This window comes from Pseudomonas edaphica (assembly GCF_005863185.1).
Lineage (GTDB): Bacteria > Pseudomonadota > Gammaproteobacteria > Pseudomonadales > Pseudomonadaceae > Aquipseudomonas > Aquipseudomonas edaphica.
The window spans coordinates 1-6733 of record NZ_VBVZ01000341.1 but is presented as its reverse complement, the minus strand read 5'-3'; the positions used below and the strand labels follow the sequence as shown (position 1 = coordinate 6733).

Below are 6733 nucleotides of genomic sequence, written 5' to 3'. Positions count from 1 at the left end.
AACACAGGCCCCAGATCAGCCGCAGCCCCAACAAAGCGGCAAAACCTGACAGCATCGAGTTGCCCAAGGCGCACACCGTGGCGGCACCGGCGGCGATCATGCAGGTCAGCCGGTCGCCATTACGGGCGTAGAAATTCAACACATGGCGGTAGCCGAAAATCCGCACCAGGCGGTTGGCTGCAAGCAATACCCCGGCCTGGGCCAGGGTGATGCCAAAGGCCTGGGATTCCATGGGCAGCAGCAAGTAGAGCAACACATCACTGGGCAGGCATAACGCGAGGGTCAGTGCGGCACGTCGGGAGGTGGTATCAGCAGTGCGTAGAGCCAGGCTGGACATAAATCTGAAACATCCCGAAATATTCAGGCCGCCACGTTAGCGTTGCCGCCGCGTGTTTTACAAGGGCTAAACCTTGTGTTTATACGGCAACAAGCGCAACCCACTGGCCACACTGCCCACCAGCGCAAACCCACAGCCCAGCCACAGCGCGTATTGCGGGCCGCTGCCCAGGGAGAGGTGAAAGCAGAACGCCACTAACGACGCCCCCAGCGTTTGCCCCAGCAAGCGTGAAATCGCGACGATGCCACTGGCCCCACCGCTGCGGGCCAACGGCGCGCTGGTCATGATCGCCTTGAGGTTCGGTGACTGGAAAAAACCGAAACCGGCTCCGCACAAGGCCATGCGCCAGCCAATATCGAAGGCGCTTGCGCCGCTGCCCAAGGTCGCCAACGCCGCCATGCCCGCGCTGAGCATCAGCAAACCGATGCCGCACAACAGGCCCAGCGACACACGATCCGCCAGCCGCCCCGCCACCAGGGCCATCACCGCCACCACGGCAGGCCACGGCGTCATCAAAAAACCGGTTGCCACCTGGCTGTGCCCCAGCACCGCCTGCAACAGAAACGGCAGCGATACAAAGGCCAGGCCCTGGGCGCTGAACGCACAGATGGCCGTGAGAGAAGACAGCGCAAACACCGGGCGCTTGAACAAGTCCACGGCCAGCATCGGCGCCGGGTGACCGGCTTCACGGCGCAACAGCAATGCGCCGCACACCATCGCCAGCGCAATCAAACCGAGGGTCAGTGTGCCTTGGGCGCCATGCACCGCCGTGCCCAGCCCCAGCACCAACAGCGCGAACAGACCAGCACACAACAGCGCCGAAAACCGATCGAACGCGTGACCGGTCAACGGCAGTGTCGGCAATGACCGCAGGCCCAGCCCCAGGGCCAGCAGCCCCAGCGGCACGTTGATCAGGTACAGCCAATGCCAGCTCGCCACCGACAGAATCGCCGACGCGGCGGTCGGCCCCAGCGTGAAGGCCAACCCCACCACCAGTGAGTTATAGCCCAGGCCGCGCCCGAGCATTTTTGACGGGTAGATATGCCGCAACAACGCCGTGTTGACACTCATCACCGCCGCCGCCCCAAGCCCTTGGGCCACCCGCGCGGCAGTCAGGGTGAGCAAAGAACCGGCCAACCCGCAAAACAGCGACGAGACAATAAACAGCAGCAAGCCGCCGAGGTACACGCGCCGGTGGCCGAGCACATCACTGAGTGACGCGAACGGCAGCACCGTGGCGATAATCGCCAACTGGTAGGCGTTCACCACCCAGATCACCGAGGCCGAATCGGTGCCGATACCCTGTGCCAGCGTCGGCAGCGCCGTATTGACGATGGCGGTGTCCAGGGTTGCCATGCCAATGCCCAAAGACAAGGCGATCACCGCCGGCAAGCGTTTATTGGAAGGCAGCCCATCGGCAACAGAAGACATGAACAATCCGCACAGGTGACAAAGGCCCTTAGATTAAGGGTTGCGCGAATTTTTTTCAGTGGCCGATTGCCTGGCTGTCCGAATTTTCATGTTTGGGTGGCTAAGACTATCCAGACCTTCGCTGCGAACGGGGCTGTAGTGGAGAACTGGCTTGTTGTGGCGAGCGGGCTTGCCCCGCGTTGGGCTGCGAAGCGGCCCCAAAACCTGGCTGACCAGGTCCGTCAGGAATACCCGAGGTGGCTTCACTGGGAGTGCTTCGCACTCCAACGCGGGGCAAGCCCGCTCGCCACAGGGTCAACGATCAACTCACTGCCTAACCACCCGGCCAGGTATTCACCGGCCTGGGCCACTCCCGCCTCTTCACCCAGGCGCGCCACCAGAAACTCGCACAGCCCGGCAAAGCTGCCGTCGGCCTGCAGGTGCAACACGGCCTCAAGTTCCAACGCACTGACCTGACGTAAACGTGAGGTGTACTGACGCCGCCACACTAACAATCCACCTGCCTGTTCCAGCATCATTGCCTGCGGCGCAAGCGCGTCTTGCCACAGTGCCGACCAGATAGCCTCAGCATTGGTAGTCAGCCCATGGCAGCGCAACGACGGCGTCAGGCGCAAAACTGCGCTGTCCCAATCCAGCTCGGCCAGGGCTTGCAACGGCAAGGGCGTCGCATCGGCGGCGACAAACGCCTCATTCAGCGCCGACTCGATCCAGGCCAGTTCATGCACATCCGGGTTACTCGGCAATACGGTCTTCAAGGTCGCGTAAAACCCTTCGGGATACGCATCCAGGGTCCAGGCATGCGGGGGTTGCTGGTCGATATGGGTAATGCTGGCCGCCAGAAACGCCTCCTCTCCCAGCCAACGTCGCACAATCGGAAACGCCTGTTCCAGGCAACCCACCAGCTGCGCGCGATAGTTGTTCTGGTACACCGCCAGGCCTGCGTGCCGGTCGCCCAGCAGTCGGGCCGAATCATCCGACGCACTCACCAGCCACGTGTGAAATGCCTGCTGCCACTGCACCAGGTTCATTGGGCCAGCCCCAAAGCCCGCGCCATTGACAGCTCCTCAAGCAATTCGGCCAGCGGCGGGATGGCATCATCGCGCTCAATCATCGTGGCCACCGGCCCGAGCAACCCGACAGCCTTGGCATACAACGCCCAAACCCCGCTGCACACCGGGCTGTCGTGGCTGTCGATCAACAGCTCACGGCCCTGGCTATGGCCGGCCAAGTGAATCTGGCGCACGCGCTCAGCGGGAATGCCTTCGAGAAAGGCCAGGGCATCAAAGCCATGATTGCTGGCACTGACAAACACATTATTGATGTCCAGTAACAACTCGCACCCCGTGCGCTCGGCCATGGCGGCGATAAATGCGCATTCGCTCATGCTGGCACCGTCAAACGCCAGGTAGCTGGACGGGTTTTCCACCAGCAGCGTGCGGCCCAACACATCCTGGGCCTGGTGGATATTGGCGCAAACGCGGTCCAGAGCCTCGTCCGTATAGGGCACCGGCAACAAATCGTGGGCATTGAACCCCCCGCTGCGCGACCAACTCAGGTGGTCGGAGACAAACAGCGGCTCCACCTCATCCACCAGCGCTTTGAGACGCCGCAGGTACTCCGGGTCCAGCCCTTCGGCCGTGCCGATCGACATCGACACCCCGTGCAGCGCCACCGGGTAACGCTCGCGAATCTGGCGCAGGATGTGCCGTGGTTGCCCACCTGCGACCATAAAATTCTCAGAAATCACTTCTACAAAATCCACGGGCACCAAGGTTTCCAGGAAGTCGCAGTAATGCTCCTTGCGCAGCCCCAGGCCATAGCCGGAAAAGCGCGGGTTAAATGTCGGCATCATCGGTACTCCAGCAAAAACTGTGGCGAGGGAGCTTGCTCCCGCTCGGCTGCGCAGCAGTCGCCCGTTTCTGGAGGCGCTGCACAAGCAAGCTTGCTCGCCACAGGAAGGCGTTATTTCGGCTCAGTCAACGTGCCACCGGCCTTGAGGCATTCAGACGGCGTCTTGACGATCACGCCCTCGCCCTTGCAACTGTTGAGGCCCTTGCAGTCGTGCTTGGCGGTGGCGCACAGGCTTTCGCCCTTGCAACTGTTGACGCCGTAGCATCGGCCGGGCTTTTCCTGCTGATCGGCGGCGCTGGCGGCACTGGCGAATGACGCCGACGCCATGGCAATCAGGGCGGCGGCGGCGGCGAGGCTCAGACGGGATTTAAGTGCAGTGTTCATGGTTATTTCCTTTTGAGGTCTTGTGTGGGGTGAGAGGGATTATTTGATAACGGAAGCCGCGTCTTCGATGACCTTCGCCACAGCCTCAGGCTGGGAGATGTACACCAAGTGGCTAGCCTTGATTTCGGTGACCTTGGAACCGGCGCGCTGGTACATCCAGCGTTGCAGCGCGGGGCTCAGCGCACGGTCTTCGGTGGACACCACGGCATACGTCGGCTTCTTGTGCCACGCCGCCGCCCACACGGTGCCGCCGAACAAGGCGGTGGTAGCCGGCACTTGGGAGGCGGCCATGAAGTCGGTGCGGTTGGGGGTCAGGTCGGCGGCAAAATCGGCGTTGTATTTGCTGCGATCAAAGAACAGGTGGCCGTCGCGACTCTGCTTGATGTCATCGCTGGGCGCCGGCATCGAGCCGATCAACTGAGCCATGTTCTCGCCCACTTCCGGCTGCAGCGCCGAGACGTAGACCATCGACTTGACCTTGTCGCGGTCGCCGGCAATCGAGATCACCGCGCCACCGGAACTGTGGCCCACCAACACCACGGGGCCGACTTGTTGCTCCAGCACTTCACGCGCCTCGGCCACATCCGCCGCGAGGTTTTCGTGGCCCTGGTGCACCACGGTGACCTTGTAGCCCCTGTGAATCAGGATGTCGTGCACCACGCGCCAGCCAGAACCGTCGACAAACGAGCCGGGCACGATCACCACACTTTTGCCGGTGCCGGGCTGCGGTGTATCGGCCGCCTGGGCCAGCACGGGGACAGTCAGGGCCATGGCCATGGCCAAAGAAGAAAGCATGCGCATCGGGTATCTCCATCAGGGTTGTTAAGGTTTGCCGAACAGCCGGCGATCCAGCGACCACGCCCCGCCGCCATAGGCCAGCAGCGGCAGCAACAGGCCCGCCCAAGTCAGGTGCGTCGGCCAGGCCTCGGGGTATACGAACACCTCGATCACCAGGGTCATGCCCAGCAGCGCGGCGGCCGCCGGGCGCGTCAGCAGGCCCACTAGCAGCAACAGCGGAAACAGGTGTTCGGCGTAGGTCGCCAGGTGCGCGGCCCAGTCCGACGGGATCAGCGGCAAGGCGTATTCCGAACGGAACAAGGTGTAGGTCGACGGTTTGAGGCTCAGAAAACCGCTGACCTTGGTGCGTCCCGACAGGAAGAACACCGCTGCGATGCCCAGCCGAGCCACCAGCAACAGCAGCGCTTGGGGCAACAGGCGCTGGATCACGGCTGTTCCGTCAGGCTGCCGAAGCCTTTGGGCGTCTTGATCTGGGTGCAGGTGCCCTTGTCGACCAATACCCAGGCGTTGCCCTGGTAATCGGCGGTGGCGGTACCGGCGCACGAGGTGCCTTTACCGGCAGCGCAGTCGTTGGCACCGGCGAGGGCGACGCCGAAGCATTTTTCCTGGGGCTTGGCGTCGTCGGCATGGGCCATCGCCGCAAAGGCGCTGAGGGACAGGGCGAAAGTGGCCGCAAGGGCCGCGTAGGGTCGCTTCATCGGTGTATCTCCTGGCTTGACTGAGTGTGGCCAGGGCGCGTGTGGCGGTGGGTGACCGCCTGCGCCAGCTGGTGAACAGAGTTAAAGCCAGGCGTGTATCCGCTCTGTGTCGCCGACACGCCAGAACGTCATGCCGATGTATCAGGGTGGTGCGGGGATACTTTGTAATACAAAGCCAATAAACCACCGCCAAATCGCCAGCGTTTTAGTCGGCATCCCGAACGACACAATTAGAAATATTCGTGTTTCCGAACGAAGGCATTCGCTGGTCGCCAACGACCCTAAAAATCACCATAAATTTCATATGGTTGTTGTCATCTTTGGTACATGCCAACTGGCATACATTCTGCTTTATCAGGGTTTCTGGTAATAAAATGTTTCAGCTTTGCGACAGTCTCATCCTCCGGGACATGCGCTGTGATACGCCCATAACAACGACTACGCCCCAAAGGAGGGCGGCCTTTCCGACGTTTTCATCGACATCAACTTTCCAAGACTGCTGCTGCACATCTGTACCCCAAAAAGGGCGAATGGCCTGATCGCCAATAACAAGCCCGACTATAAAAAGGACGATTTGATGAGCTCGAGCAAGAACCACGCGGTGTCCTTGATGGACGCCGATCACCCGACCCCGGCAGCCGCCGAGAATGTCCTGGGCTTTGGCCCCTTCCTGTTACTGGCCAGGCAGCACGTGCTGCTGCGTAACGGCGAGCCGGTCAGCCTGGGGAGTCGCGCCCTCTACCTGTTGATCGCCCTGGCGACCCGCGCCGGTGAATTGCTGGAGAAGACCGAGCTGATCGCCTTCGCCTGGCCCAAGGTGGTGGTGGAGGAATGCAACCTGCGTGCACAGATCGTCGCATTGCGCCGGGCACTGGGCGACGATGGCAACTTCAGCTATATCGTCACCGTGCCGGGGCGTGGTTATCGCTTTGTGGCGCCGGTGACCGTGCAAACCGCCGGCGAAGAAAGCCTGCCGGTGCTCTGCGCACGCACCGAGGAGCCCGCGCCGCCAGTGCCGTCCTGCGAGGTCATCGGCCGCGACAGCTTGATTTCAAGCCTTGCCGAGCAGTTGCTCAGCCAGCGCTTCGTCACCCTCACCGGCCCCGGCGGCATCGGCAAGACAACCGTGGCCACCGCCGTGGCGCAGCGGCTGGCGCATGAATCCAAGCTCGACACCTGCTTCGTCGACCTGGCGCCCGCCACCAGCGGGCAATGGGTGGCCGGTATGCTCGCC

The 6733-nt window shown here is 62.2% G+C and carries 8 protein-coding genes and 1 pseudogene; 1 reads left to right on the top strand and 8 read right to left on the bottom strand.

The genetic code is table 11. From position 1 onward, the window contains the following. The 8 genes and pseudogenes from FEM54_RS20780 to FEM54_RS20745 all read right to left on the bottom strand — a co-directional run. Positions 1-337: pseudogene (locus FEM54_RS20780) on the bottom strand (MFS transporter); the annotation flags it as partial. Between the two features lie 66 nt (positions 338-403). Then, positions 404-1768 (bottom strand): MFS transporter, encoded by a 1365-nt coding sequence (locus FEM54_RS20775; RefSeq protein WP_099550509.1) that lies wholly within the window; start codon positions 1766-1768, stop codon positions 404-406. 242 nt (positions 1769-2010) lie between these two features. After that, positions 2011-2796 (bottom strand): HvfC/BufC N-terminal domain-containing protein, encoded by a 786-nt coding sequence (locus FEM54_RS20770; protein ID WP_138452759.1) that lies wholly within the window; start codon positions 2794-2796, stop codon positions 2011-2013. After that, entirely contained in the window at positions 2793-3617 is an 825-nt protein-coding gene (gene bufB, locus FEM54_RS20765) for an MNIO family bufferin maturase (protein WP_138452761.1), read from the bottom strand. Before bufB ends, FEM54_RS20770 begins: the two co-directional genes overlap by 4 nt. Before the next feature lie 113 nt (positions 3618-3730). Beyond that, complete coding sequence (gene bufA2 / locus FEM54_RS20760; RefSeq protein WP_017137586.1) at positions 3731-4003, bottom strand: BufA2 family periplasmic bufferin-type metallophore; 273 nt, start codon at positions 4001-4003, stop codon at positions 3731-3733. Between the two features lie 39 nt (positions 4004-4042). Then, complete coding sequence (locus FEM54_RS20755) at positions 4043-4804, bottom strand: alpha/beta fold hydrolase (RefSeq protein WP_138452756.1); 762 nt, start codon at positions 4802-4804, stop codon at positions 4043-4045. 21 nt (positions 4805-4825) lie between these two features. After that, entirely contained in the window at positions 4826-5230 is a 405-nt protein-coding gene (locus FEM54_RS20750; RefSeq protein ID WP_138452754.1) for a DoxX family protein, read from the bottom strand. Next, positions 5227-5499, bottom strand: coding sequence for a BufA1 family periplasmic bufferin-type metallophore (locus FEM54_RS20745; RefSeq protein ID WP_017137583.1), 273 nt, complete (start codon positions 5497-5499; stop codon positions 5227-5229). The genes FEM54_RS20750 and FEM54_RS20745 overlap by 4 nt, the downstream gene beginning before the upstream one ends. A 577-nt stretch (positions 5500-6076) precedes the next feature. Between FEM54_RS20745 and FEM54_RS20735 the strand changes: the two genes are divergently transcribed. Beyond that, positions 6077-6733: winged helix-turn-helix domain-containing protein (locus FEM54_RS20735; protein ID WP_171045873.1), on the top strand; the 657-nt coding region annotated here is incomplete at its 3' end.

What these genes read in the sequence shown, in the direction of transcription:
- FEM54_RS20775 (WP_099550509.1), bottom strand. Translation starts at nt 1,768, where the DNA reads ATGTCTTCTGTTGCCGATGGGCTGCCTTCCAATAAACGCTTGCCGGCG.
- FEM54_RS20745 (WP_017137583.1), bottom strand. Translation starts at nt 5,499, where the DNA reads ATGAAGCGACCCTACGCGGCCCTTGCGGCCACTTTCGCCCTGTCCCTC.
- bufB (WP_138452761.1), bottom strand. Translation starts at nt 3,617, where the DNA reads ATGCCGACATTTAACCCGCGCTTTTCCGGCTATGGCCTGGGGCTGCGC.
- bufA2 (WP_017137586.1), bottom strand. Translation starts at nt 4,003, where the DNA reads ATGAACACTGCACTTAAATCCCGTCTGAGCCTCGCCGCCGCCGCCGCC.
- FEM54_RS20755 (WP_138452756.1), bottom strand. Translation starts at nt 4,804, where the DNA reads ATGCGCATGCTTTCTTCTTTGGCCATGGCCATGGCCCTGACTGTCCCC.
- FEM54_RS20770 (WP_138452759.1), bottom strand. Translation starts at nt 2,796, where the DNA reads ATGAACCTGGTGCAGTGGCAGCAGGCATTTCACACGTGGCTGGTGAGT.